This window comes from Streptomyces sp. NPDC041124 (assembly GCF_055592385.1).
Window position 1 is genome coordinate 577,905 of sequence record NZ_JBVIYR010000002.1, and the last position, 22,592, is coordinate 600,496.

General features: G+C 69.0%; 24 protein-coding genes. 12 read left to right on the plus strand and 12 right to left on the minus strand.

Going from position 1 to position 22,592, the window contains the following annotated elements; all coding sequences use genetic code 11:
* Positions 1-128 precede the first annotated feature (128 nt).
* The 8 genes from ACZ6A9_RS07075 (at position 129) to ACZ6A9_RS07110 (ending at position 7,869) form a co-directional block, all read left to right on the plus strand.
* Positions 129-884, plus strand: a complete 756-nt coding sequence (locus tag ACZ6A9_RS07075) for a TetR family transcriptional regulator (protein ID WP_468980691.1) — start codon at positions 129-131, stop codon at positions 882-884.
* Positions 836-1,312, plus strand: coding sequence for a cellulose binding domain-containing protein (locus ACZ6A9_RS07080; protein ID WP_468979873.1), 477 nt, complete (start codon positions 836-838; stop codon positions 1,310-1,312). The genes ACZ6A9_RS07075 and ACZ6A9_RS07080 overlap by 49 nt, the downstream gene beginning before the upstream one ends.
* Before the next feature lie 265 nt (positions 1,313-1,577).
* Positions 1,578-2,795: a prenyltransferase/squalene oxidase repeat-containing protein gene (locus ACZ6A9_RS07085; RefSeq protein WP_468979878.1), complete on the plus strand. Its 1,218-nt coding sequence runs from the start codon at positions 1,578-1,580 to the stop codon at positions 2,793-2,795.
* Positions 2,792-3,427 carry an SCO2322 family protein gene (locus tag ACZ6A9_RS07090; protein ID WP_468979881.1) on the plus strand — a complete coding sequence of 212 codons (636 nt, stop codon included), beginning with the start codon at positions 2,792-2,794 and terminating at the stop codon, positions 3,425-3,427. Before ACZ6A9_RS07085 ends, ACZ6A9_RS07090 begins: the two co-directional genes overlap by 4 nt.
* Before the next feature lie 85 nt (positions 3,428-3,512).
* Positions 3,513-4,649, plus strand: a complete 1,137-nt coding sequence (locus ACZ6A9_RS07095; RefSeq protein WP_468980696.1) for a CbiQ family ECF transporter T component — start codon at positions 3,513-3,515, stop codon at positions 4,647-4,649.
* Positions 4,646-6,304 (plus strand): ABC transporter ATP-binding protein, encoded by a 1,659-nt coding sequence (locus ACZ6A9_RS07100; protein WP_468979887.1) that lies wholly within the window; start codon positions 4,646-4,648, stop codon positions 6,302-6,304. Before ACZ6A9_RS07095 ends, ACZ6A9_RS07100 begins: the two co-directional genes overlap by 4 nt.
* Positions 6,301-7,149, plus strand: a complete 849-nt coding sequence (locus ACZ6A9_RS07105; protein WP_468979892.1) for an ECF transporter S component — start codon at positions 6,301-6,303, stop codon at positions 7,147-7,149. Before ACZ6A9_RS07100 ends, ACZ6A9_RS07105 begins: the two co-directional genes overlap by 4 nt.
* A gap of 303 nt (positions 7,150-7,452) precedes the next feature.
* Entirely contained in the window at positions 7,453-7,869 is a 417-nt protein-coding gene (locus ACZ6A9_RS07110) for an aggregation-promoting factor C-terminal-like domain-containing protein (protein ID WP_468979895.1), read from the plus strand.
* Between the two features lie 115 nt (positions 7,870-7,984).
* Here ACZ6A9_RS07110 and ACZ6A9_RS07115 read toward each other — a convergent pair whose 3' ends face one another.
* Together ACZ6A9_RS07115 and ACZ6A9_RS07120 are read right to left on the minus strand one after the other, a co-directional pair.
* Positions 7,985-9,493 carry a DUF4246 domain-containing protein gene (locus tag ACZ6A9_RS07115; RefSeq protein ID WP_468979897.1) on the minus strand — a complete coding sequence of 503 codons (1,509 nt, stop codon included), beginning with the start codon at positions 9,491-9,493 and terminating at the stop codon, positions 7,985-7,987.
* Positions 9,494-9,582: 89 nt separating this feature from the next.
* Complete coding sequence (locus ACZ6A9_RS07120) at positions 9,583-11,637, minus strand: bifunctional glycosyltransferase 87/phosphatase PAP2 family protein (protein WP_468979902.1); 2,055 nt, start codon at positions 11,635-11,637, stop codon at positions 9,583-9,585.
* 453 nt (positions 11,638-12,090) lie between these two features.
* Between ACZ6A9_RS07120 and ACZ6A9_RS07125 the strand changes: the two genes are divergently transcribed.
* Positions 12,091-12,768, plus strand: coding sequence for an O-methyltransferase (locus ACZ6A9_RS07125; RefSeq protein WP_468979904.1), 678 nt, complete (start codon positions 12,091-12,093; stop codon positions 12,766-12,768).
* Between the two features lie 10 nt (positions 12,769-12,778).
* Here the strand turns inward: ACZ6A9_RS07125 and ACZ6A9_RS07130 are convergent, their stop codons facing one another.
* Both ACZ6A9_RS07130 and ACZ6A9_RS07135 read right to left on the minus strand, forming a co-directional pair.
* Positions 12,779-13,171: a hypothetical protein gene (locus ACZ6A9_RS07130; RefSeq protein WP_468979910.1), complete on the minus strand. Its 393-nt coding sequence runs from the start codon at positions 13,169-13,171 to the stop codon at positions 12,779-12,781.
* A 312-nt stretch (positions 13,172-13,483) separates the two neighbouring features.
* Positions 13,484-13,783, minus strand: a complete 300-nt coding sequence (locus ACZ6A9_RS07135) for a hypothetical protein (protein ID WP_468979915.1) — start codon at positions 13,781-13,783, stop codon at positions 13,484-13,486.
* Positions 13,784-13,961: 178 nt separating this feature from the next.
* On the opposite strand from ACZ6A9_RS07135, the gene ACZ6A9_RS07140 reads away from it, so the two are divergent.
* Complete coding sequence (locus tag ACZ6A9_RS07140; protein ID WP_468979922.1) at positions 13,962-14,204, plus strand: GntR family transcriptional regulator; 243 nt, start codon at positions 13,962-13,964, stop codon at positions 14,202-14,204.
* A gap of 237 nt (positions 14,205-14,441) precedes the next feature.
* Here the strand turns inward: ACZ6A9_RS07140 and ACZ6A9_RS07145 are convergent, their stop codons facing one another.
* The 6 genes from ACZ6A9_RS07145 to ACZ6A9_RS07170 all read right to left on the minus strand — a co-directional run bounded on the left by ACZ6A9_RS07145 (position 14,442) and on the right by ACZ6A9_RS07170 (position 20,105).
* A complete protein-coding gene (locus ACZ6A9_RS07145; RefSeq protein ID WP_468979929.1) occupies positions 14,442-15,248 on the minus strand; it encodes a hypothetical protein in 807 nt (268 codons plus the stop codon).
* A 240-nt stretch (positions 15,249-15,488) separates the two neighbouring features.
* Entirely contained in the window at positions 15,489-16,154 is a 666-nt protein-coding gene (locus ACZ6A9_RS07150) for a hypothetical protein (protein ID WP_468979934.1), read from the minus strand.
* Between the two features lie 19 nt (positions 16,155-16,173).
* Positions 16,174-16,440, minus strand: coding sequence for a helix-turn-helix domain-containing protein (locus ACZ6A9_RS07155; protein WP_468979940.1), 267 nt, complete (start codon positions 16,438-16,440; stop codon positions 16,174-16,176).
* A 941-nt stretch (positions 16,441-17,381) separates the two neighbouring features.
* Positions 17,382-17,927 carry a helix-turn-helix domain-containing protein gene (locus ACZ6A9_RS07160; RefSeq protein WP_468979945.1) on the minus strand — a complete coding sequence of 182 codons (546 nt, stop codon included), beginning with the start codon at positions 17,925-17,927 and terminating at the stop codon, positions 17,382-17,384.
* Between the two features lie 282 nt (positions 17,928-18,209).
* Positions 18,210-18,467, minus strand: coding sequence for a hypothetical protein (locus ACZ6A9_RS07165; protein WP_468979950.1), 258 nt, complete (start codon positions 18,465-18,467; stop codon positions 18,210-18,212).
* Positions 18,468-18,566: 99 nt separating this feature from the next.
* Positions 18,567-20,105: a recombinase family protein gene (locus ACZ6A9_RS07170; RefSeq protein WP_468979953.1), complete on the minus strand. Its 1,539-nt coding sequence runs from the start codon at positions 20,103-20,105 to the stop codon at positions 18,567-18,569.
* A gap of 75 nt (positions 20,106-20,180) precedes the next feature.
* On the opposite strand from ACZ6A9_RS07170, the gene ACZ6A9_RS07175 reads away from it, so the two are divergent.
* Positions 20,181-20,576: a DnaJ family domain-containing protein gene (locus ACZ6A9_RS07175; RefSeq protein ID WP_468979956.1), complete on the plus strand. Its 396-nt coding sequence runs from the start codon at positions 20,181-20,183 to the stop codon at positions 20,574-20,576.
* Here ACZ6A9_RS07175 and ACZ6A9_RS07180 read toward each other — a convergent pair.
* Entirely contained in the window at positions 20,565-21,134 is a 570-nt protein-coding gene (locus tag ACZ6A9_RS07180) for a hypothetical protein (RefSeq protein WP_468979960.1), read from the minus strand. The two genes, ACZ6A9_RS07175 and ACZ6A9_RS07180, sit on opposite strands and share 12 nt — an antisense overlap.
* Positions 21,135-21,139: 5 nt before the next feature.
* Positions 21,140-21,823 carry a hypothetical protein gene (locus ACZ6A9_RS07185; protein WP_468979965.1) on the minus strand — a complete coding sequence of 228 codons (684 nt, stop codon included), beginning with the start codon at positions 21,821-21,823 and terminating at the stop codon, positions 21,140-21,142.
* A gap of 249 nt (positions 21,824-22,072) precedes the next feature.
* On the opposite strand from ACZ6A9_RS07185, the gene ACZ6A9_RS07190 reads away from it, so the two are divergent.
* A complete protein-coding gene (locus ACZ6A9_RS07190; protein ID WP_468979970.1) occupies positions 22,073-22,564 on the plus strand; it encodes a GNAT family N-acetyltransferase in 492 nt (163 codons plus the stop codon).
* Positions 22,565-22,592 lie beyond the last annotated feature (28 nt).

The following is a 22,592-nucleotide window of genomic DNA, read 5'->3' on the forward strand; positions in this document are numbered from 1 at the left end:
TCATCCACCCTCACCGACTGTCACGGACGGGACCCATGCCCGCGGAAGCCAACAGGACCGAGGCGACCAAGGCAGCCCCTGCGGCCGACACGGCCGAAGCGGCTGACACGGCCGGTGCGGCCGGCGCGGTGACGGCGGCCGCGGCCGGCGGGCCGGCCCGACCGGGGGCCGACACCGCGCACACCGCGCCCACACCCGCACGCCCCGCGCACACCGCGCCCGCACCCGCACCCGCGCGCACCGCTCCCGCCCCCGCGCGCACACCCTCCGCCGCGCCGCGCACCGACCCGCCCTCCCCGCTCACCGAGCGGCAGGAGGCGCGCCGGCTCCGCATCCTCCGGGCGTGCGCCCAACTGGCCGGCCGGGGCGGCTTCGACGCGGTGCAGATGCGCGAGGTCGCCGAGTCCTCCCAGGTCGCACTGGGGACGCTGTACCGGTACTTCCCGTCCAAGATCCATCTGCTGGTCGCCACGATGCAGGACCAGTTGGAGCACATGCACGGAACACTGCGGAGGAAACCCCCGGCCGGTGACACCGCCGCCGAGCGGGTCGCGGAGACCCTGATGCGGGCCTTCCGCGCCCTCCAGCGCGAGCCGCAGCTGGCCGAGGCGATGGTGCGGGCCCTGACCTTCGCGGACCGCAGCGTGAGCGCGGAGGTCGACCAGGTCTCCCGGCAGACCACGGTGATCATCCTGGACGCCATGGGGCTGACCGATCCGACGCCGGGCCAGCTCTCGGCGGTCCGCGTGATCGAGCACACCTGGCACTCGGCCCTGATCACCTGGCTCTCGGGCCGCGCCTCGATCGCACAGGTCAGGGCCGACATCGAGACGGCATGCCGCCTGGTCGACCTGGCGGCGCCGCGGCCCTGCGACGCCTCCTGAGACGACCCCTCACCCCGGTCCGGGGCGGCGGCTGCAACGGGAAGGTGACGATCACCGCCGGCAGCGCCCCGATCCGCGCCCGCAGCGTGAACGTCACCATGGCGCCCCCGCAGAAGGCCGTCTCCGTGTGGAACGGCTCACCCACCGGGGACGGCAGCGGCACCGTCACGACCGTCCGCTCCAGCCGGAACGGCTCCCTCGCGGCCGGGGCGTCCACCAGCTCCGGTTTCACCGTGAACGGCGGCAACACGCCTTCGCCGCAGGTCGGAGCCCGTACGGCGTCCTGGCCCGGCCCGCACCCGCCCCGCACGTGCCCGCACCCGCGGTCCCCGTCCGGGGAGAGCGGGTGCGGGCCACGTCTCGCCCCTCCCGTGACCTCCGTCACCTCACGGCCCCGCCCCGGTCCCGCCTCCCGCGGCCACCCCTGACCCCCTTCTTACGGGCGGGTAGAGTGGCGGCGTCGTCATCACACCCGTACGGGGGGAAGCCGGTGCAATTCCGGCGCTGACCCGCAACCGTGAGCCGCCCGCCGCGACGCCTGGGACGGTGAGCCGGACTGCCCCACACGGATCGTGACCGGCTCACGTGCCCGGCAGTCCCGCCGGCGCACGGGCACCGTCGAGGTATACGGAGCCGAGCCGCCGGGGTGTCCCGCGCTGCCCGGCCCTCTTCAGGGAGAGGCACCCGCCGATCATGAACATCCGCCGCAGCGCAGCGGTTCTGGCCGCCGCCGCCGTGATCGGCGCCGCCGCACCGGCCGCCGCCGACCCGTCCCCGTCGCCGTCCCGGCCGGCGCTCCCCTCCGCCCTGTACGGCGACGCAGACCCCCAGTACGACGGCGTCTGGCGCCAGTCGCTCGCCCTGCTCGCCCAGCACACGGTCGGTGTCGAACCGCCGAAGGCCGCCGTGGACTGGCTGACCGGACAGCAGTGCGCCGACGGCTCCTTCGCCCCCTACCGCGCCGACACCGCGAAGGCGTGCGACGACACGACGACGGTCGACACCAACCAGACCGCCGCCGCCGTCCAGGCACTCGCCGCACTCGGCGGCCACGGCGCCGTGACCGACAAGGCGGTCGGCTGGCTGAAGTCCGTGCAGAACAAGGACGGCGGCTGGGGCTACGTCGCGGGCGGCGCCAGTGACACCAACTCCACCTCGGTCGTCATCGGCGCCCTCGCGGCCGCCGGTGAGAAGCCCGCCGAGGTGAAGAAGGACGGCAAGTCGCCCTACGACGCGCTGCTCGCCCTCGCGCTGCCCTGCGAGGGCGACGGCGCGGGCGCGTTCGCCTTCCAGCCGGACAAGAAGGGCGAACTCGTCGCCAACGCGGACGCGACGGCGGCGGGCGTGCTCGGCTCCACCGGCGCCGGCCTGGCCGCCGGGCCCGGCAAGGGCGGGCAGCCGGACGCCGCCTGCGAGAAGGCGGACAGCCCCGAGCAGGCCGCCGCCAACGGCGCCGCGTACCTCACCAAGGCCCTCGCCGACGGCGGCCACCTCGTCTCCGCCCTCCCCGGCTCCGAGGACCAGCCCGACTACGGCAACACGGCCGACGCGGTCGTCGCGCTCGCCGCGCAGGGCTCCACCGAGCAGGCCGGCACGTCCGCCGCCTGGCTGGAGAAGAACGCCGCCGACTGGGCGGCGCAGAGCGGTCCCGCCGCCTACGCCCAGCTGATCTTCGCCGCGCACGCGACGGGCGCCGACCCGCGCGCCTTCGGCGGCACGGACCTGGTGAAGCAGCTGACCGCGACGGGCCCGGCCGCCGAGAAGACCGCCGAGGCGTCGGACGACAAGGACGAGAAGAAGGACGACTCCGACTCCGGCTTCGGCGTCTGGTGGTTCGTCGGTGTCTGCCTGATCGCCGGCATCGGCATCGGCTTCCTGTTCAGCGGCCGCGCGAAGAAGAAGCAGCCGTGATCCGCCGCGTCACCCTCCTGTTCCTGGCCGCGCTCCTGCCCCTGCTGGCAGGCGCGGGCCAGGCCCAGGCCGTCGGCTACCGCTACTGGTCCTTCTGGGAACAGGACGGCACGGCGTGGACGTACGCCACCCAGGGCCCGTCCCTGGCCCGCCCCTCCGACGGCGACGTCCACGGCTTCCGCTTCTCCGTCAGCGAGGACTCCGGCGACGCGGCGAAGCCCCGCGGCGCCGCGGACTTCGACACCATCTGCGCCGGGACCCCGGCGAAGGACGGCACCAAGCGCGTGGCCCTGGTCATCGACTTCGGCACCCCCGCCGACGCCCCGTCCGGCGAAACCCCGCCGGCCGGCCGCACGGCCTGCGCGCAGGTGGCCGAGGACGCCAGCACGGCGGAGGCCCTCGCCGCGGTCGCCAAGCCCCTGCGCTACGACTCCAACGCCCTGCTGTGCGCGATATCGGGCTACCCGGAGAAGGGCTGCGGAGAGCAGGTCTCCGCGGAGAAGGCCCCCGCGCCCGCGAAGGAACAGGCCGAGCCGCAGGACTCGGGCCCTTCGATCGGCCTGATGGCGGGAGTCGCCGTGGTGGCCCTCCTCGGAGCGGCGGCCCTCTGGCAGGTACGCCGCCGTGCGTGACGCGCACCACAGCGCCCACCCCCGCCGCGGGAGCGGCACGGGTGGGCGGTGGGCGTTTCCCCGCCCGGACACGGCCGAGAGCGGGATGCGGGGGACGCCGGCCGGGCAGCCCGTCCCCGCCCGCCCCCGGCGGCCCCCCGCGGCCCTGCACCCCGGCGCCTGGTGGCTCTGGGCGCTGGCTCTCGGCACCGCCGCGACCCGCACCACCAACCCCCTCCTGCTCACCCTCCTCATCGCCGCGTCCGCCTACGTCGTGGCGACCCGCCGCCCCCACACCCCCTGGTCCCGCTCCTACGGCGCCTTCGTCAAGCTCGCCGTGGCGGTCATCCTCATCCGCCTCGCCTTCGCGGTGGTCCTCGGCTCCCCCGTCCCCGGCGCGCACACCCTGTTCACCCTGCCCGAAGTGCCCCTGCCCGACTGGGCCCAGGGCATCCGCCTCGGCGGCAGGGTCACCGCGGAGGCCCTCACCTTCGCCCTCTACGACGCCCTCCGGCTGGCCACCCTCCTGATCTGCGTGGGCGCCGCGAACGCCCTCGCCAACCCCTCCCGCCTGCTGAAGTCCCTCCCGGGCGCCCTGTACGAGATGGGCGTCGCGGTCGTCGTGGCGCTGACCTTCGCCCCCCACCTCATCGCCGACGTGCGCCGCCTGCGCGCCGCCCGCCGCCTGCGCGGCCGTCCCGACAAGGGCGTACGGGGTCTCCTCCAGGTGGGACTGCCGGTCCTGGAGGGCGCGTTGGAGCGCTCGGTCGCCCTCGCCGCGGCGATGGACGCGCGCGGTTACGGCCGCAGCGCCGCCGTCCCGCCCGCCGTACGCCGCACCACGGCCGCCCTCACCCTCGGCGGTCTGCTCGGCGTCTGCGCGGGAACGTACGGGCTCCTCACCGCCGCGGGCGGCAGCTACGGCGTCCCCGTCCTCCTCGCCGGACTGGCGGCCGCCCTCGCGGGGCTCTGGCTCGGCGGCCGCCGCACCCTGCGCACCCGCTACCGCCCGGACGCCTGGGACACCCGGGCCTGGCTGGTCACCGCGTCCGGAGTCGCGGTGGCCGCGCTCCTCACGCTCGCCGCCTCCCGCGACCCGGCGGCCCTGAACCCCGGCGTGGTACCGCTCGTCGCGCCCACCCTCCCCCTGTGGCCGGCGGCGGCCGTCCTGATCGGCCTGCTCCCCGCCTTCATCACCCCCGCCCCCGAGGCGCCGCACCCCCGCAAGGAGCCGACGACGTGATCCGCTTCGAGAACGTGTCGGTGACCTACGACGGGTCAGCCGAACCCGCCGTCCACGGAGTCGACTTCGAGGTGCCCGAAGGCGAACTGGTGCTCCTCGTCGGCCCGTCCGGCGTCGGCAAGTCGACCGTGCTGGGCGCGGTGAGCGGCCTGGTCCCGCACTTCACCGGCGGCACCCTGCACGGCAGGGTCACGGTCGCCGGCCGCGACACCCGCACCCACAAGCCCCGCGAACTCGCGGACGTCGTGGGCACGGTGGGCCAGGACCCGCTCTCCCACTTCGTGACGGACACGGTGGAGGACGAACTCGCCTACGGCATGGAGTCGCTGGGCCTCGCCCCGGCGGTGATGCGCCGCAGGGTCGAGGAGACCCTGGACCTGCTGGGCCTGGCCGACCTGCGCGACCGTCCCATCGCCACCCTCTCCGGCGGTCAGCGGCAGCGCGTCGCCATCGGCTCCGTCCTCACTCCCCACCCCCGGGTCCTGGTCCTGGACGAGCCGACGTCCGCACTGGACCCGGCGGCGGCCGAGGAGGTCCTGGCCGTCCTCCAGCGCCTGGTCCACGACCTGGGCACCACGGTCCTCATGGCCGAGCACCGGCTGGAACGCGTCATCCAGTACGCCGACCAGGTGGCCCTGCTGCCGGGCCCCGGTGAGCGCCCGTGGCTCGGCACCCCGCCGGAGGTGATGGCGGTCTCCCCCGTCCACCCGCCGGTGGTCGCCCTGGGCCGCCTGGCCGACTGGTCCCCCCTCCCCCTGACGGTCCGCGACGCCCGCCGCCGGGCGGGAGCGCTGCGCGACCGCCTGGCCGGCCAGGAACCGGACCGGGCCCGCCCCGCACCCACGCCCGCCCCCGCCGGGAAGCGCCGCTTCACACGCGGGAAGGCCGGCGACACCACCGCCCCGGTGGCCGAGGTCCGCGCCCTCTCGGTGCGCCGCGACGGCGTGCAGGCGCTGCGCGAGGTCGGCCTGACGGTCACCCCCGGTGAGACGATCGCCCTGATGGGCCGCAACGGAGCCGGGAAGTCGACGCTGCTCGGCGCGCTGGTGGGCCTCGTGGCCCCCTCCTCGGGCTCGGTCCGCACCGGCGGCGCGGTCCCGCACCGCACCCGCCCCCGCGACCTGGTCCGCCGGGTCGGCCTGGTCCCCCAGGAGCCCCGCGACCTCCTCTACGCGGACACGGTCGCGGCGGAGTGCACGGCCGCCGACCGGGACGCGGAGGCGGACCCCGGCACCTGCCGTGCCCTGCTCACGCGGCTCCTCCCCTCCATGGCCGACGACATCCACCCCCGCGACCTCTCCGAGGGCCAGCGCCTCACCCTGGCCCTCGCGGTCGTCCTCACCGCCCGCCCGCCCCTCCTGCTCCTCGACGAGCCGACCCGGGGCCTGGACTACGCGGCGAAGGCCCGCCTGGTCACGATCCTGCGGGAGCTGGCCGCCGAGGGCCACGCCATCGTGATGGCCACGCACGACGTGGAGCTGGCGGCGGAGCTCGCCCACCGGGTCGTCCTGCTCGCCGAGGGCGAGGTGATCGCGGACGGGCCGTCGGCCGAGGTGGTCGTGGCGTCCCCGTCCTTCGCCCCGCAGGTGGCGAAGATCCTGGCCCCCCAGGCCTGGCTCACGGTCTCCCAGGTCCGAGAGGCGCTGAGCCGATGACGCCGCCGACCACCACGACTCACCGGCCGGACCGTCAGGCCCGGGCCATCCGCCTGGGCCCCCGCTCCTGGCTGTCCCTCGCCCTGGTCAGCGCGGTGGGCGTGGCCGGTTTCGGCTGGCCCTTCCTCGCCCCGCCCGCCTCCGCCGTGAACGCCCACGCGAGGGACGCGCCGTGGCTCTTCGCGGGCCTGCTGGTCCTGCTGGTCGCGGTCGTGGCGGCGACCATCTCGGAGTCGGGCCTCGGTCCGAAGGCGGTGGCGATGCTGGGCGTCCTCGCCGCGGCGGGCGCCGCCCTGCGCCCCATCGGCGCGGGCACGGCCGGCCTGGAACCCATGTTCTTCCTCATGGTCCTCAGCGGCCGGGTCCTCGGCCCCGGCTTCGGCTTCGTCCTCGGCTCGGTGACGATGTTCGCCTCCGCGCTGCTCACCGGCGGTGTGGGCCCCTGGCTGCCGTTCCAGATGCTGGCGATGGGCTGGTTCACGATGGGCGCGGGCTTCCTCCCGGGCCCCGACCGGCTGCGCGGCCGGGCGGAGGTCTGGATGCTCGCCGGGTACGGCTTCCTGGCGGCCTTCGCCTACGGCACGGTGATGAACATGGCGGGCTGGCCGTTCATGTCGGCGCTCGCCTCGAACATCTCCTTCTCCCCCGACGCGCCGCTCGCCACCAACCTGGCCCGCTTCGTCGCCTACTGCCTGGCGACGTCCCTCGGCTGGGACCTGGGCCGCGCCCTGGTCACCGTCGTCCTGACCCTCACCGTGGGCGCCACCCTCCTCAAGGCCCTGCGCCGGGCCACCCGCAGGGCCGCCTTCGAGACCCCGGTCACCTTCGGGAGCACCACCGAGTAACCCCCCGGAAGCACACCGTGCACGAGACGGTGAAGCACCCCACATGACCCGCGTCACATACGACCCGGCACCGTAGCGGCCACCCGTGCCGTGGACGGAACCCCGCCCCTCGAACCGACCGTCCCCCGACCTTCGGTAGTAAAAGGGGTCTTTGCGGGCAATGCCCGGATTTGCTTCTGTGGAGCCGTCGCCAGGCGCCGACACCCCCACCGGGGTCGCGGCGCCGACGCATGCCCCCGCCGCACACCGCGGCATCCGGCACGGCGTAGCGCGACTCCCCCGCTTCCGACCGAAAGGCCGCCTGTGTCCGCCGCTTCCTTCCTCCGCACCGTCTCCGCCCCGAAGAAGACCCTCGCCGGTGCCGCCCTGGTCGCCTCCACCTGCGGCACCCTGATCGCCGCAGCGCCCGCCCAGGCCGCGACCACGAGCGCGTCCTCGGCCCAGGCGACGGCGCAGAAGATGATCGGCAACTCGGCCGAGTTCCAGTGCTTCTCGAAGATCGTCCAGCACGAGAGCGGCTGGAACCCCACCGCCACCAACGCCTCCAGCGGCGCCTACGGCCTGGTCCAGGCCCTGCCCGCCTCCAAGATGGCCTCGGCCGGCTCCGACTGGAAGACCAACCCCGCCACCCAGATCAAGTGGGGCCTGGACTACATGAAGGACCGCTACGGCAGCGCCTGCGACGCCTGGTCCTTCTGGCAGGCCAACAACTGGTACTGATCCACGCCGGACACCCCCCGTACCGAAGGCGGCGGCCCCCTGATCCCCGGGGCCGCCGCCTTCGTCGCCCCGTCACCGTCCGCCCCGGGCCCACCGCCCGGGGCGGACGGCTCCTTCAGTGCTCACAGAGGGAGAACTCGCGTTCGTAGAGCTGCTCGTTGTGTTCGTCGACGAAGAACTTGCGTTCCCGCATGAGCTGTTCGCGATACTCCTTGGCCTCCTCGAGCGTCATGGTCGAGGTGTCGGACCACGGTTGCTGCGGGGGCACGTCGGAGGTCGAGACGATCGTCTCGGACGGGTCGACCAGGAAGAACGCGAGGATCTTGCGATACCCGGGCCGGGTGGGGTCCTCGAGGCGGAACGAGCCGACCCGGTGCTGCAGCACGTTCGGGAACGCCAGACAGCGGCCCGCCGGGGTCGGCGCCGATCCCAGCAGCTGGTTCAGCGCGCCCTCGTTCTCCAGGCCGTAGACCTCACGTACGCCGCCGTCGTCGTTCTGTTCGTAGTCCGGGTCGTCGAGTGCCGTCCGGAAACTCAGCAGGCTCTCGGTGATGTTCTCGCTGTCGTAGTAGTAGATGCCGGTCGAGACGATCCGTTCGTTCAGCATCCCCTCGACGTGCCAGGAACCGCCCGGGTACCCGGGCTTGTCCGGGGTGAGGCAGACGGTGGCGAGCTTGACGATGACCTGCAGACGACGGCCTCGCAGGTCGACCCGGCCGGAGGCGTCGGGCACCTGGGGCGGGGTGAACGCCGGGGCGTCCGGGACGGCCGGGCGCCGGTTCTCGTACCAGACGTCATAGGCCTTCAGCCAGGCGCTCCGGGCTTCCTCGTAGGCCGCGTCGTCCGGGTACGAGGACCTGCTCGGGTACTCCGGCTCCGAGTCGTACCACCCGTAGGCATCGGCGTCGATCCGCAGGGGGCGCGGATGGCGCAGATCGGTGAGCACGTTCTCCAGCAGCGGGCGGAAACGCGCGAACACGTCCGGCAGCACGGAGGCCAGTTCGCGATGGTCTTCGGGGTGGACGTTGTTGACGTACGAGCGGAAGGAGACCTCGCCGTCGTCACTCACGTCGACGTCCGTGGGCAGCCACTGGAACGTCTCCGAGAACTCGTAGCGCGCGTAGGCGTTCGTCGGGTTCCGCCAGGCCGGCTCGGGTCCACCGCTCACCTCTCTCACCAGGCAGAAGAGCGAGGGGTGCACCAGGTCCAGCACCTGGCCGTCGGATCCGGGATGCCAGTCCTTCTCCGCTTCGGGGACCTGCTCCAGGACCCGGACCGCCTCACGCAACCGGGTGGCGAGCTTGTCGTCGATCAGTGTGTCCGACTGCCACACCCCGTCGACGGCGGACACCTCGGCGCCGGTCCGCCCGTCCCGCAGCGCGGCGTAGTGCCCGAGTTCGGCGAGCACATAGCGGACCTGCGCTTCGGTGAGACCCTGATCGACCGCTTCCCGCGTCCACCGGGCGACGACGTCCGCGTCGTTCCTCTTGTCGGACCACCCGGGCTTGGCCCGTATGTGCGCGCTGCACCGCATCATGTCGAGTTCCCGCAGCGTCCGCGGGGTCGCGGTCGGCAGGGAACGGGCGGTGTGAAAGGGCAGCGGAAAAGCAGACAGGCCGGTCAAGTCCTTCGTTCCTCACGGTCGGTGTGCGGTGGCCGGAAGACTACGTCAGCGCACTGACACCGCTCCTGAGCCGGCGCGAGGGCACCGGGTCAGCTCGGAGCACGGTCCTTCGCCGGCGCCGGCGGCGCGCTGCTGAAGTCGGTGGCCGCCACCACCGCCGTGGCGGCGCGAGGGCCCTGGAGGAGATACGTCAGGCCGAAGCCGGCGCCGACGACCAGCGCGCCGCCGGCCGCGTCCAGGATCCAGTGGTTGCCGGTGGCGACGATCGCGGCGGCCGTGAGGAGCGGGTGGAGGAGACCCAGGACCTTCGTCCAGAGCTTCGGCGCGATGATCGCGATGACCACACCGCACCACAGGGACCAGCCGAAGTGCAGCGACGGCATCGCCGCGTACTGGTTGGTGAGGTGAGTGAGGGTGCCGTAGTCGGGCTCGGAGAAGTCCTGGACGCCGTGCACCGTGTCGATGATGCCGAGGTCCGGCATGAGGCGGGGCGGGGCGAGCGGGTAGAGCCAGAAACCGACCAGGGCGAGGAGCGTGGTGAAGCCGAGGGCCGAGCGCGCCCAGCGGTAGTCGACGGGGCGGCGCCAGTACAGCAGGCCCAGCACGGTCAGCGGGACGATGAAGTGGAACGAGGTGTAGTAGAAGTCGAAGAAGTCCCGCAGCCAGCCGATCCTCACCACGGCGTGGTTGACGGCGTACTCGATGTCCATGTGGAGCAGACGCTCGAGGTCGAGGATCTGCTGTCCGTGTTCCTCCGCGCGGGCGCGGCCCGCCGAGTTGCTGCCGCCGGTCGCGGCGAGCCGGACCTGGGCGTACGCGGCGTAGGTGACGCGGATCAGGAGCATTTCCAGCAGGAGGTTCGGCCGGATGAGCACCCGGCGCAGGAACGGCAGCAGGGGGACGAACTTCGGGCGCGCCGGGACGGGCGGGGCGCAGGGAGTGGGGACGGGGGTGCGGAAGGGGCGGGAGGCGCGGGAGAGGAAGGGGACGGCGGTGGCGGCGGCCAGGGCGGCGAGGAGCACGACGTTGTCCCGCACCGGGAACAGGAACTCCATGTTCGGCAGCATCATCGTCGCCGGCAGCGTCATGACCAGGACGACGGCGACGGGCCACACCATCCGGTCACGGGCGCGTTTGCCGACCCGGCCGACGGCGGTGAGCAGCACCCATAACAGCTGGTGCTGCCACGCGGTCGGGGCGACGACGATGGCGGCGCAGCCGGTGACGGCGACCGCGAGGAGCAGCTGGCCGTCGTGCGCGTAGTGCACGGCGCGGCGCAGGGCGAGGACCGCCACGGCGGCGCCGAGCAGCAGGAAGACGGCGATCTCCAGGGGCCCTTCGAGGCCGAGGCGGAGCAGGGCGCCGTGCAGGGACTGGTTGGCGAGGGCGTCGGCGGGGCCGCCGAGGCCGACGCCCGCCAGGTGGTGCACCCAGTAGGTGGCGGAGTCCTGGGGCATCGCGGCCCAGGCGAGCGCGGTGACGCCGGCGAAGGTGACGGCGGTGGCGGTCGCGGCCCGGCGGCGGCCGGTGAACCACAGCAGCGGGGCGAAGAGGAGCAGGGTCGGCTGGAGGGCCGCCGCGACGCCGATGAGGGCGCCGCTGGTGCGCTGACCGTGGGCGACGAAGCAGCCCAGCAGGACGAGCAGGACCGGGATGATGCTGGTCTGGCCCAGCCAGAGGGTGTTGCGCACCGGCAGGGACAGCATGAGCAGGCTGATGGCGACGGGCGCGGCGAGGACAGCGGTGCGGCGGCCGACCGGCTGGGGCAGCGCGCGGGCGGCGATCAGGCCGAGGGCGGCCACCAGCAGCAGCGTGCCGAAGGTCCAGCCCCAGCCGAGGGCCTGTTCGGCGGTGCGGGTGAGGGGTCTGAGGACGAGCCCGGCCAAGGGGGTGCCGGTGAACCGGGTCGAGTCGTAGAGGGAGCCGCTGACGTGCAGGACGCCTTCGGCGCCCACCCAGGTCCCGAGGTCCGTCAGGCGTTCCCCGCTGGGCGTGGTGAGGACGGCGGCGACCTGGCGTACGGCGAGGACGGCGGCGAGCAGCCACAGGCCCAGGCGCACCGCGCGCAGCCGTGCCCGGGTGCCGTCGACGGCCGTCGCCCCGGGTGTCTCCGCCGGTCGCCCACCATGCTCCGCGTCCACCACGCCTCGTCGGCCTCCCGCCCCGTTTCGCCCCGCGCGTCCCGTGCGCGGGGATCCGCTCCGCGCTCCCCACGTGGCCCGCGGCACCCCTGGACAGGACGCAGGAAACCGCGGCTTCACCTGACGGCCCGCTCACTTTTGTCCGGATGACGATAGTCCGTACCCGGTCGTGTTGCCCGCGGGTGACGCGAGAAGCATCACAACGGGTGGGTGCCCGGGGCATCCGGTGACGGTCCCGCGCCCCCGCACCTCCTGGTCCGCTTCACCCGGCCGTGATCGGCGGGTCCGCGGTGGGGCGGACGGCCGAGTCGGCGAGACTCCCGCTGCCGGGCTCTCCGCCGTCGCTGCGACCCGGGACACGCCGGGAGAAGGCCTGACGGGGGCGGTGCGGGCGACGTATCTTCGGCAGCGCACTTAGTTAGAAAGACTAAGCAGCCGCACGGAAGGCACAGGTGGATGAGCGAGACGCAGCTCTGGCACACGGTGGACGGCTACTTCGCCGACCGCCTCCTGACCGACGCCCCCGACGAGGCGCTGACGGCCGCCCTGCGCGACAGCGACGCCGCCGGCCTCCCGCCGATCTCCGTCTCACCCGTGGCGGGCAAGCTGCTCCAGCTCCTCGCCCAGGTGCAGGGCGCCCGCACCATCCTGGAGATCGGCACGCTCGGCGGCTACAGCACCATCTGGCTGGGCCGCGCCCTCCCGGCCGACGGGCGGCTGATCTCCCTGGAGTACGACCCACGGCACGCCGAGGTCGCCGTCCGCAACATCGCCCGCGCGGGACTCGACGCACAGGTCGAGGTGCGGGTCGGCGCGGCACTGGACTCGCTGCCCGCGCTGGCCGACGAGAACCCGCCCCCGTTCGACCTGGTCTTCATCGACGCCGACAAGGTGAACAACCCGCACTACGTGGAGTGGGCGCTCCGGCTGACCGGTGCGGGCGCTCTCATCGTGCTGGACAACGTGGCCCGGGGCGGCCGGGTGGCCGATCCGGACAACACCGATCCGGACGTGGTGGGCACCCGCGCCGCCCTCGACATGATCGGCAGTCACCCCCGGCTGACGGGTACGGCGATCCAGACGGTCGGTACCAAGGGTTACGACGGTTTCGCCCTGGCACGGGTACTGGCGTGAGCCCGGATCCCTAGATCTCGTGGTAGAAGCCCACGTTGACGCTGCGCGGGGCGGTGCGGTCCTGGATGACGACCTCGCCGCTGCCGCCCCGGGGCAGCACGACGGAGCCGCCGTAGGCGACCGGCTGGGCGTACTCCCCGATGGTCAGCCGCACTTCGGAGGACGGCTCCGGCAGCGAACCGCGCAGCCAGGTGAGCTGCCAGGTCCCGTCCTGCGCGCAGGAGAACTCCAGGTGGACGCGCGAGACGAACAGCCAGTCGTCCGGCGTCGAGAGCCGGCACAGCGACCGGTCCCGGCCCACCCGCAGCAGGGCGCCCGGCTCGCTGGGCGCGTCGGCCATGAGCATGCCGGCCGTGGCACCCGCTTCCGCCGCGGACACCGCGGCCATGGTGAGTTCGAGCACCTGTGCTCCTCCTGAGACGTCCTGCGGGCCGAGGAGGGCCCGGCGGCGACCGCGACGGCCGTGCACGACGGGCCCGGGTCGGCCCGCCGCCGCCGAATGATAAAACGCCCGGCACGGTGGCGTCCGGCACAATGGACTCATGACCGAGCGAAAGCCACCCGGCGTCGACTTCGAGAGCTGGGTCGACAAGCAGATCCAGAGGTTTCCACAAACATCGTCTGTGACCAGCAAGGATGACTGTCCGTAGATCTGGACATGAGTGAGCCCCCTGGCCATCGAGACCAGGGGGCCAGTGTCAGGGGGCAGAGCCGGCTACTCCGCAGCCTCCATCCGATGCTCTGCGACACGTACCGCAGCACGGGCCGACTGTGCCAGGAAGAACAGAGCCACGGTGAGTTCTGCTCTGGTCACCTCCCTGTCCTCTGCCACAGACAGGGCCCGGACGACATCCATCCTGGCCACAGCCAACACGGACTCCTCCCAAGCCTCCATGTCCCTGGCCTCAGAGGTACGGGGAACTAGGAGTGCTCCCTGTAGAAGCTGCTCGATCCTTCCCCCTGTCTCACAGATGACAGTCTTCCCCGGGTCTGCCTGTCCGTTCGATGGGATCATGCCCATAGTCCCTACCTCCATAGGGGCAAGGCCCCGGTGTCAGAGCTAGTCCCTCTGCCCGGGGCCGTTCTGTGTCTCCAGTGGCTACCGGAGGAAGACCAGCCTACTCGTATCCTCGAATACTCGTAAGGTCGAATCCTCGGATGCGTGTATCCCCGAACGGTCGCACGCTTGACCCATGATCGACCGGACGCAGCCTGTCTACCCGCAGCTTGTGAGCATCCTGAGGACTCGGATCACCGATGGCACGTACCCCTCAGGGTCACGCATGCCGGCTGTGCTTGCCGTGGCGAGTGAGTTCGACGTCGCTGCCTCCACTGTCCAGAGGGCGTTTGCAGCCCTCAGGGCAGAGGGTCTGATCATCACTTGGTCTGGCCGTGGCTCGTTCGTGGCAGAGCATTCACAGGGCACGCATCAATAACGAGCCGGCATTGTGGTGCTGTCACGCTTTATCCCCGTGCACATACCCCGGGGTAATGCCTGTGAATACATCAAGCGAACCCGCCGGGAGTGCCGTCCCGTCATCGTGTACGAGTTTTGAACTTTCCACAGATGATACAAAACGACATCCGGATACACAAAAACCCGGGACCCCTAGCATAATTGCCAGAGACCCCGGGATGATCATTACCTAGGCCCCGATATTCGGGGAATTCTGTCAGTCGAAATGGCGGGAGTAGTCTTCCGGAGAAAGCCGGGCAATATCGTAGACAGCCTCTGCCCTCACGTCGTCCATAGGACTATTGCCAATTGCCGTGGCTACTTCCTCAGAACGCGGATGCTCGGGCGCAGCACCATTCCAGTCAACAAGTTCGTCATACACCACAACAGAACCACCCTGGTATGACTCCAGACCAAGGGACTGTGCGGCACGGCGAGTCAGCCGGCCATCTGCGGTTACCTCAAACGCCTCAGCATCGGAGAAGTCTGCCCACCCTGTACCCGCGGAACGGTTCATCTGACTGTCTGAGACTGCCCACACCAGACGACTAGTCGCAGCAGACATACGGGCCTTTGCATTCTCCGCAGCCTCAATGGCTGCGACATACTCCCCATGTACCTTGGTGCACTCCTCAAGAGCCCTCCTGGCAAGGGAAGGCATCTCATCAATGATGGCTTCCTCTGCCTCCTTGAATGCTTGGTCATAGGCAGAACGGAGCGCAGCAATGGTCCGGGTGTATTCCTCTGCCTTGGCCTTATGAGGGGCCAGGAAGTCATCCCTATTGGTCAGAGGCTTGCCATTCCTGACAGCCTCCATATCCAGTCGCCTAAGCTCTGCCTCTGCGTTGACCAGGGCAGGGACCCTAGGGCCCTGAGGAGTGGGGATAGTGGCATAGTCGGCATTGTCAAGCTGGCAATCCTGTAGGGCCTTGAATGCCTTATCTCTGACAGCAATAGCCTTCTTGGTGCCCGCGGTGAAGCTGTACCCCGCCGGCATAGGCGTTACAAATACAGTGTTAGTCATGTAGTCCCCTAACGGTAAATCGTGTAGTCATGTCGGTCACTCGAAGTCAGATACCTATTCACCAGAATGGCAACAAGGAGCAGTGCATAGCCTGCAATAGACAGAGGCTCCATTACTCCTCACCCCTGACAATGAAGTGTCCAGCCTTGACAGCCTCATAAATCTCATGGGGTGTCATTTCGTTAAGCTCTGCATTGGCCTGGCGTTCCGTTGTCTTGTCATCCATGGCGTATCTCCTTGTCAGGCAGTGAGCTGTGAGAGGTAACGGGCCCCGGTACGTTCCGAGACCTTGAAGGCAGTAGCAAGAGCCTTGGCAGTGACCTTCTGTCCAGTCTTGTCAAGGGTGTCTGCCACATCCCGGATAGCTTGGAGAGAAGGACGTGAACGGCCCTGTGCGCCCTTCTTACGTGGCGCAGTAGGAGCAATATCCTTGGTCTCTTCCTCGGCCTTCTCGGGCTTACCTGTGGCTCCCTGTCCCTTATCCGAGGAAGTGACACCGACTGTAGGAGTCTTGGGTGTCACGGCAAGGTGGAGAAGGTGAGCCGCGGCGATACTCGGGACCGAGGAAACAGCAGCAACCAACCATGGCCCTGAGGTGACGTAGCCGGCTGCAATTAGATGAGCGATGCACTGTGCAGACAGAGCAAACCCGAGTGCGACAGCAGCGCCGATAATGGCGCTGGTTCGTCCTCTGACGCCCTTCTGTCGAGTGGCAGCAATGACAGCAGCGCATACGGCGTAGAGAGACAGGACGAACGGAGCCAGATACTCAGTGCCGCCACTGAAGCCGGCGGTACGGGCAAGGGAGATCTCAGCAGGAGCAGACATAAGGAGAGCAGCAAGGAGCACCAGAGGCCGGCCAGCAATGGCAGCAACCTTGGCATAAAGCGGAGTGGTCATGTTCATTGGTCATGTGTCCTAACGGCTAGTTGTTGTAAGCGGTCCGGATAGCCGCCTTAATGGCGGGGTCCGTAATCTCAGAGAGCAGAGAGCGCAACGGGATACCCAGCACCTTGGCCATAATGATCTGATACTTAAGACCAGGGTTCCGGTTTCCTTTGTTGTTGTTAAACCACTTCTCCGGTGTACCCGGGTAGACGTCGCAAGCCTCTGCTAGTTGGGCATAGGTAACGCCACGCACTTCCCTTATGGCGCTCCAAGTGCGCCTATCCCATACGGAGATCTTCGCCATTACAGATCACATCCTTCTAGGTCATGTGTGTTGTTGTGGGATACGTAGGCAAAAGAGAAGGCTCCGGTCTCCTACGCCATGACCAAACGCAGGAGACCGGAGCCAGGAATGCCCGTAGACCAGAAAACCGGGCCAAGGCATCAAGGAGAGGAGGAGACGAGACTACGAACCTGAGAGAGCAGAGGAGATAGAGAAGGAGTGCCTGTTGCCCTGTGGCCTAACTCCCTCACTTTTCCCTTCTACTTATGATGTCGGTGTCAATCGACCTAGGTTTGTGACGTCATCGACGGTTACGGACTTATAACGTCTACATACTCCCTGGTCAGAGGCTCGTGCACCTGCCGAGAAGGCAGGGCCGGCACGCCCTGTCCAGAGGCCACAGAACGGCCTAGGGAGCCGTCAGAGCACCGGGGAGACCAGGGAGCAGCAGACAGAGGCTTGGAACGGTACACAGAGCCTTCCACGGCCCTAGCGGAACAAGGGCCGGACCACTCGACACAGAGGCCAGAGACACCCATAGCCCCAGGAAAGCTCTGCACGGCCTTCTAAGGGCCGTACAGCCATACCCCTAGGCAAGGAGTCCAGGGAGACTCTCCTAGGCCCGTACAGAGCCATACAGAGGCTCTGAGGGGCGCGGGACAATCTTGTGACCTCTCTGCCGTTCGGTCTTCCGTTCTCTCGCATGCTCGTTCACTGCCATGGCTGTCTGAGATCCCAAAGATCGAAGACAGACCTACTTGGTTAGATGATCTTGTAATGACTGTGGCCAAGGAACCATCAAGACTCCTTGGCCAACTACTCATGTTCTTACTAGTACTCTCCTCCTCTTAAGGAGGAGGAGAGGAAGTTAAGTAAGAAGTTATGTTGCCACCTGTGACAGGTTGGTCTGCCATGGATGGCAAGTTGGTCTAGTGGTGCTACTAGCAACTTGCCACCTGTGGTCAAGCCGTGTTCGGTGTGTGCCCTAGCCGATATGTCACCGGGCCGTTATACGTCCGGTGCTGCTTCCTGATGAGGTCTGCTTCCTTCAAGTCATCGAGCCCACGGCTTATAGTGCGCTCCGGCTTGTTGGTTCTCTCAGCCAAAGTCTCAATGGTGGGAAACACACCAGCCCTGTTACCGCCACCGCCAAAGCCGGCCAGTGCCACGGCTACCCGGACACCCCTGTCTTTGACATTCGTGCCGATGACAACTTGAAGCCATTCGTTAGGACGATTGGTCATATCCACCCAATCGTCATTTGGGCTTTCCTGTGGCGCCCCCTCTGCCTCTTCTTCCTTGTGATCCAACTCGGCATAAACCTCTGCCATGATCTCTTCGAGTTCCGCACCCTGAGGGTGCTCGGCCGGCTCTGACTTCTCCAGATGCGCCCCGGCCCTGATACGGGTTAGTTCCACCTGCTGCTCAATGCTCAACATTCGATCCCATGGGTTATCCGGGTCAATGCCAAGAGCCACATACTCTTCTACGGTAATGTCAGTCTGCATTCTTCTCTCCTGCCACCATAAGCATGTCTTCAAGTTCCTTGGTCATGTACGCAGACATAGCGAACTCCACTAGTCCGCGGGCCCTCTGCCACTCCATTCCATAGTGTCGAGTGAGGAACCATATTCCTGCGTCATACTTCATTGCGCCGCGCCAGACCATATGGGCAATGTCCACTACTACTTTTGTCTCTGCCCTTGACACTTCCTGTCCCTTCCTCGGGAATGACAAAGGGCTCTGTCCGTGTTGACAGAGCCCCTGTACGGGTAGTGCTTATTCGGTTGTCAGTGTTCGCCGTGCTGGAGTCTGGCCACCATCAACTCTGCCCAGAACTCACAGAGGTACGACGCTGCGTCTTCCTCGGTTGTCTCTGACGACGTGGCGTAGACCGATACAGCCGCTGTCAGTGTCAGTGCCCCCGCCCGGACGCAGTCCCCCAGGGAGAAGACAAGCTGCTCCAGTACCTCTTCCCGGCCCTCCAGCCGGCCTTCCTCCCACTCACCGATGCTCTCGCCGTTCTCGTCTACGTACAGTCCAGCCATGTAGACTGACCTCTCTCCTTCACAGGAGACAGAGGGCGGTGATCATGATTGGCGTCGTGTTGCCGCCCTCTGCCTGTTCAACAACGGTTGTGGTGCTGGTTATTCCCCGGCGGGGATGTGGCCTTGTTGGGTGAGCCTGGCCTTACGCTCCGGCCAAGTCTCAGGCTGCGGAGAGACGTCGAATGTCTTCCGCCCAATCTCAATGCGGTATCCGGACTTGATGAGTTGCTTCCTCTGGCCTTCCAGATCCAGAGTCCCCCACAGCTCTAGGAAGGTCTGTCCGGTGTCCCGCTCTTCCCACCGGCCTTCCACCACAGGTTCCTTGGCTAGTTCGTCCCTACGGGCCCTGAGAGCATGGAGACGCTCCTTGTAGGACTCGGGATCGTCGTCGTACGCGCCGGCCTCATAGTTGTCACGCAACTTGATGATGCGGCTCTTGATCGCTTCAAGTTCCTTGGTGCTGTCAGAACCGGAGACCCATACCCTCTCGGTCACTCGTGCCTGTCCGTACCTCTGGAGGAAGTAGATCTCTACCCACTCCTCCACTTCATCGGCACGGACCGAGATACCCCGGCAACGAGCCTCCCTGGGCCATGCTGCACAGGTGTAGTAGCGGTACTCCACACCAGATGGCTTGTGGATGGAAGACTTCTGTGCGGACTTGTATCCGCACTCTCCGCAGAATACGACCCCGTACAGAGGTGACGTCCCGTTGACCCGTCGCTCTGTCGTCTTGGCCCGTGCCTGTAGTGCAGTCTGGAGTGTCTGCCACTCCTCCTCAGTGAAGATGGGCTCTGCCACCTGCACGGGCTGTCCCTGACTGTCGTACAGCACTTCCCCCTTGTGCTTCTTGTGTCCAAGAAGGGCAGGGTCACTGAGGAGAGACTTGACGGTTACCCCGCTCCACTGCTCCGGTACACCTTCCTCGGAGCCACGGCGGTGCACAGGCTTGCCACGGCGCAGCCTGGCCCTGTCTCGTGCCGTGTTCTCTCCAGCCGCATTGAGTGCCTTGGCCACGGCAAAGTAGGACTGTCCGGCAATGATCTGGCGTCGCATGTCATGGAGGACACGAACCATGTCCGGGTCCTGCTCCAAGTAGGTGGCAGTCTTCCCGTCGACATAGCGCTTGACCGGACGATAGCCGAACGGGGGGATGCCCCCTGTCCATCGTTTGGTGAACCGTCGGCGTTCGTGACTGTCTTTGGTCCGGGCCTTGATGCGCCGCAACTCAGCAGCCGGCCCGAGTGCCTTGGTGTGCAGGATGAACAGCCCTAGTCCATCGTCATCAAGCATCTGCTTGTTGAACTCAGGGTCATCCATGACCAGGATGCGCTTGTTGTGGTCTTGGGCCCACATGACAAAGGAGAGGAAGTGCCTCTGGTCTCGGGACAGCCTGTCTGCCGTTGACACCCAAAGTTCGTCCCACTTGGACAGGTTCTCTTCTGTCAGCCATGGACCAAGGCTCTTCCGTTGGAACGGGTCCACACCGCCGGACACAGACAGGTCGACCGCGGTACCAACTACGGTGACACCCTCTGCTGTTGCACGCCGGCTCAACTTGTCGTGCTGACTCTCGATGGACTCGGAGCGCTCTCCCTTGTCTGCTGAGATTCGCTCTGCGAACAGGACCCGTCGCACTGACTGTCCCCTCCCCTAGCGGTACGGCCCCCTGCCGTACCTACTGGTGTCAGGCTAGCGGATATTTGTCAGTCAGTGTGGATCTGGAAGCAGATCCGTGACGCCGACGCGCGCGGAGAGTTCGAGCAGCTGGCGGGTGCGGGCAAGCCGCTGCCCCGCGAGGTCGAGAGCACCTACGACGAACTGTGGTGGGTGAAGCGGAAGATGGCCCGCGAGGGCTTCTCGGTGCTGCCGCCGACGCTGGCTCTGCGCAAGGAGGCCGAGGACGCGCTGGAGGCGGCTCTCGCGGCTCCCTCGGAGCGGATCGTCCGGAAGATCCTCACGGAGATCAACGCCAGGATCAGCGAGATGATGTTCAAGCCGCCGCCCGGCCCCCCGCTGGGAAAGAAGCCGTACGACGTCGAGGACGTCGTACGGCAGTGGCGGGAGCGCCGGGCGGCGGGCGGGCCGGGTCCCGGCTCAGACGTGTAGCAGCCGGTCCGCCAGTTCGCGGTAGTCCCGCAGCGCCAGACGCAGTTGCTCGGTGTCGGTCGCCGCGGCGGTCTGCCCGTCGCCGGGCCCCGCGGTGCCCGCGGTCTCCCAGGACCGGCGCAGGGTGCGGCGCCGCTCGGCCACGGCGTTCGCGAAGCGCTCGGCCAGCTCCCGCAGTACGTCGTCGGCCTCCTGTACGGCCTCGCGCGGCGCGTCGACGAACCCGGCCACGGCGTGCTGCAGCTGCGCGGCGAGCTGGTCGGTGTCGTCGTGCGGCAGGAGACGGTGGTGGGTGCCGGAGCCGTTCTCGCCGCCGTGGTGGGCGTGGGTGGGTGTGTGGGCGGGGGTGGGCGCGGGGGTGCCGGTCGCCGCCGGGGCCGGGGGCTTGTCGGCCCCTGTCGTGTGCGTCCCGTCCCGGCCGATGCCGGTCGGCTCGGTGTCACCGGGCCGGGGAGCCGGGGTGCCGTCGGCGCCGCGGCCGGTGCGCGGTGTGCCCTGGTCGAGCGGGGTGCCCTCGTTGAGGGGAGTGCCTCCGGGGCGTCGGGTCACGTCGGTCATCTCGTTCAGCTCTCCTTCGCCTGGCGCCGGTGGAGCAGGGACGGTGTGTGGTGGCCGCGCCGGGCGGCCGGGGCCGCGTGGTCGGCCTTGCCGCTGTGGCGTCCGCCGTGAGGGCGTCCGTCCTCGTGCCGGGACGGACGCACCAGTTCGTCGAACAGGGCGCGGGCCTCGACCATGGCCTCGCGCATCTCCTCGGTGCCCGCGCCGCCGTCCTGCGCGCCGTTCGCGCGCGCCTGGGCGACGCGGTGCACGCGCCGGTAGCCCTCGACGTGGTGGGCGTGGTGCACGGACAGCGCGGAGAGCTGCTCCTCGTAGTGCCCGTCGCCGGGGAAGCCGCGGACGCCCGCGAGTTCGGCGATCAGCCGGTCCGCCTCGGCGACGGCGTCGCGCGGGGACTCGACGAACCGCTCCTGGGCGGCCGTCCAGCGCGCCTCGAAGCGCTCGCGCTCGGCGGACTCCAACGGCCGTACACGCAGGTCGCCGTGGCGCTCCACGCGCTCGGCGAGTTCCCGCTCGGCGGCCTTGGTGTCCCCGTCGTGCCGGGCGACGGCACGGTCGTACTCGGGCCCGAAGCGCCGCTTCAGGCTCATACCGTGCCGCGAGCCACGGTTCCGCAGGGTCAGCACGGCCGCGACGGCGACAACGACCGCGACAATCACGATCAACGCAATGATCAGGCCAGTGGACATGGATGCCTTCCGGGTTCTCGGCCCAACCGGCACTCCTCGCGAGCCGGTTCGTTCCCTTCGTGTTGCCCGATGCTCCCCGCACAAACTGCGCGGCACAGACAGCACCCCGGGGGACGCGCGGACCGCGCGATCCAGCCACGGCGGCCCGCACCCGGGCCGCCGTACCCCGGGAGCGGACGTCCGGCAGGCCACACGGCCGGGCCATATTCGCTTGCGCGACCGGCCCCGGGGCCGTCGACAATGCCTCGCATGGCTTGGACCGTTGCCCCGGAACCGCACGACTCCCCCGCCGCCACCGCGTTGTGGCGGGCGTACTACACGGAGGTCAGCGACCGCTGGTACCTGCTGCACGAGGGGCGCGCGACCGACCCGGCGGAGCTGGAGCGCGAGATCGCGGCCGGTGCGGAGGGCGGTCTCGTGCCGCCCCGCGGGGAGTTGCTGGTCGCGCGGTACGCGGGTGAGGCGGCCGGGAGTGCGGGGTACCGGCTGCTGGGCGACGCGACGGCGGAGCTGACCCGGGTGTTCCTGTACCCGGGGATGCGGGGCAGGGGCGGTGCGGGACCGCTGGTGCGGGCGGCCGAGGACGCGGCGCGCGCGGCGGGCGCGACCCGGATGGTCCTCGACACGCGCACGGACCTCGTGGAGGCGCGGGCCCTGTACGCCCGGCTGGGGTACACCGAGACCGCCCCGCACAACGCGGTGCCGTACGCCGACCACTGGTTCGCCAAGCGGCTCCGCTGACTCACTCGCACCGGTGGAAGGGGGCCAC